General features: G+C 60.5%; 2 protein-coding genes and 3 pseudogenes. 3 read left to right on the forward strand and 2 right to left on the reverse strand.

What is annotated here, in order from left to right; all coding sequences use genetic code 11:
* Positions 1–126: pseudogene (locus PU724_RS33550) on the forward strand (IS481 family transposase); the annotation flags it as partial.
* Here the strand turns inward: PU724_RS33550 and PU724_RS33555 are convergent.
* A complete protein-coding gene (locus tag PU724_RS33555) occupies positions 75–1,358 on the reverse strand; it encodes an IS110 family RNA-guided transposase (RefSeq protein ID WP_354425936.1) in 1,284 nt (427 codons plus the stop codon). The pseudogene PU724_RS33550 and the gene PU724_RS33555 sit on opposite strands and share 52 nt — an antisense overlap.
* Before the next feature lie 148 nt (positions 1,359–1,506).
* Here PU724_RS33555 and PU724_RS33560 point away from each other — a divergent pair.
* Positions 1,507–1,803 (forward strand): annotated as a pseudogene (locus PU724_RS33560) (integrase core domain-containing protein); the annotation flags it as partial.
* Between the two features lie 152 nt (positions 1,804–1,955).
* On the opposite strand, the pseudogene PU724_RS33565 reads toward PU724_RS33560, so the two are convergent.
* Positions 1,956–2,475: pseudogene (locus PU724_RS33565) on the reverse strand (transposase); the annotation flags it as partial.
* Between the two features lie 159 nt (positions 2,476–2,634).
* Between PU724_RS33565 and PU724_RS33570 the strand changes: the two are divergent.
* A partial coding sequence (locus PU724_RS33570) for a transposase (protein ID WP_426213817.1) occupies positions 2,635–2,748 on the forward strand: 114 nt, incomplete at its 3' end.

A 2,748-nucleotide genomic window follows, 5' to 3' on the forward strand; every position in this document is an offset into this window, starting at 1 on the left:
ACCGTCAGCCGGGTTCTCAAGCGTGCCGGACTGTCGCGGTTGAGGGATATCGAACCGGCCGAACCGGTGCGCCGCTACGAGCGCGAGAAGCCCGGCGAGATGATCCACATCGACATCAAGAAACTCGCCCCCTCAACGAAGGGCCGGTAGTCTGAACCGCCTTTGACGACGGCGTGCACGACGCGGGCCATCTTGGCGGTAATTGCTGTCATCGCCTTGCGGCGCAGATCGGGATTGTCGCGGTCTTTTGCGATGTAGCGTTCGAACTTGTGGCGAAAGCCATTCTCGCGCTGACGGATGGCAACCTGTCCGGCGATCCACAAGGTGCGGCGCAGCCTGGCATTGCCGAACTTGGAAAGCCGGGTCTGGCCGCGATATTGACCTGATTGCTGTGTCGACAGGTCCAGTCCGCAGAACTTGAGAAACTGGCGATGATGATGGAAGCGGCGTAGGTCGCCAGCCTCAGCAATGATTGTCAGTGCATTGATCGGCCCAATGCCTGGGATCTGCCGCAGGAGCTGATAGTCCTGGCTGTGCCGCAGCAGTTCATCGGCCTGTTCTTCGATCTCATTGCGCTGTCGGATCAGGCTTCGTGCTTCGGCGACAACCATCCGGAACATGCGAATGGCGGGGGCATCAAGTGGCAACGGCAGTCCAATCGATGTGCGCGCCGTCTCGTAAATATCCAGGAGAATCTGTGTCTTGCTGACTTTGCGGCCGACGACATCCCATGCAGCTTTGATGAACTCCTCCTTCGTCAGCGCCGTGATGCTTGCCGGTGTCGGAAATGCATCCAGAAAAGCGAAGAGCCAATCGCTGCGGCTGTTTCCACGGAAGCGATCAATCTCGGGAAAATACAGCGGCAGGTAATGTGTCAGGATGCGGTGCTGGATCTCGGTCTTGGCTTTTGCGATCGCTTCATGCGTCTTCGACAGCTCCTGCACGTCGTTGATTCCGGCGCGCAGCGGATCATGATAGCGCTGCGTCGCCTGGATCTTCAGCATGTGCAGCATTACCTGCGCATCCTTGGGATCGTTCTTGTCCCAGCTGTTGTGCAAGGCCTCACGGGTTCGGGCGAGCGCCAGCGACGAAATCAACCGTACCTCGAAACCGGCCTCAGCCAGGCGCCATGCAATGGGTCGGTGATAATTGCCCGTTGCTTCAAATCCGCAGACCACGCGCCGATCATACGCCTGCAGAACCTCGATCAGCCGATCATGCTCGGCACGATTGTTGAGGACGTGCAGCCGGCGCCGGCGGCTATGGCTTGGATCTTCGATCAGGACTTCATTGCGCACCTTGGCGATATCGATCGCTACCAGCACGGCATCGGCAGGTATAGAATTGGAAATGGTCATGGTCGGTCTCTCCGGAATGGGTTGTGACATTCACATTCTAGAGAAACTCTGACTGGCCATGGCCGCCTCGAGCGGTGCGCGCCTGCAGCGAAAAGCTGCGCGCACCGCTGTCTCGGCTGCCTCCGCTCATTCCTTCCGTAGGTGCTACGGGTCCTGCTACAGGTCGAAGGCCTTCGCCAAGGCCTGCCGCAAGCTTGGCCTCAAGCACATTCGCACCAAACCCTACACGCCCAAGACCAACGGCAAGGCCGAGCGCTTCATCCAGACCGCACTGCGCGAATGGGCCTATGCCATCGCCTATCCGACTTCAGATCACCGTTCCGCCGAGCTGCCTGTCTGGCTGCACAGATACAATTGGCATCGCCCACATGGCAGCCTAAAGTCCAAAACACCTATCAGTCGCCTCGCTCTAACCGAGGACAACCTGTTGAGGCTCCACAACTAGCCCGTCTTATTCATGACGCATTTGGGATTGTTTGCCGCTGAGTGGTGGACAGGTGGCGGCGCGGCGTCTTTTTCACCGCGGCTGTGTCTGGACTTGTGAACGCGCTGGAGGGTGGAAGCTGTATGGTTCGGCGGGGCCTGCTGCCCCGGCGGTCATGGTCCTGCCGGTAGCAGATTGCTGGCGAGCGCCCGGAACAGACTTGCTTCGGGACAGGCGGCGGCGAAGGCCAGACGGATGCGCGAGACGGTTTCGATGACGCGAGCGCCGAGCTTGAGCAGCCTGAGCCGCAGCGTAGCGAACTCGGCGTTGCGCAGATGATGGGTCGTGGGCACCGCCTCGCGCAGGGTGAGCATCAGCCAGTATGCGGCGGTGTGCAGGACAAGACGGACCTGGTTGGCAATCGGTGAGCGGCAGGAGGTGCGGTCGGAGGCGAGCTGGCTCTTGTGCATCTTGATCAGGTTTCGGCCTGGCCGCGGGCGCAGTAGATCACGTCATAGATGTGCTCGGCGGAGCCTTTGTCGAGATTGGTGACGACGAAGCGGATGTCGAGGCCCATCGGGTTGCCTCGATGCGAGCGCAGACGCGACGCTCAAGCTTCCAGGACTTCGCCTTGTAGTGGGTCTTTCGGCATAGCCGCAGACCAGACTTGCGCTCGAGCGCGCGGCGCGTGCGGGATGTCGTCGGCGGCGCGGCAATCAAAGTGAGAGCGCAGCGGCGATCCTGCACAGCCACAAGGTCCAGTATCTCGAGACCGATGACTTCTTCCACCGGCATGCTCTGAACGCCCCCGCGCTACGCGAGGCCCGGATGCGAACAATCATCAAGCTGTGGATGTGGACAGAGCAGAGCCGTGGGCGGATGGCCCGGATTGCCAAGAAGACCAAGCGCTACCCGTCTGATTTGGCGGACGAAGAGTGGGAGCAGTTCGCACCGCTGATGCCCAAG

It is taken from the genome of Mesorhizobium abyssinicae (genome assembly GCF_049887195.1).
GTDB lineage: Bacteria > Pseudomonadota > Alphaproteobacteria > Rhizobiales > Rhizobiaceae > Mesorhizobium > Mesorhizobium abyssinicae.

Excerpts from the sequence above, each read along its gene's own strand:
- PU724_RS33555 (WP_354425936.1), bottom strand. The coding sequence starts at position 1,358 with ATGACCATTTCCAATTCTATACCTGCCGATGCCGTGCTGGTAGCGATC.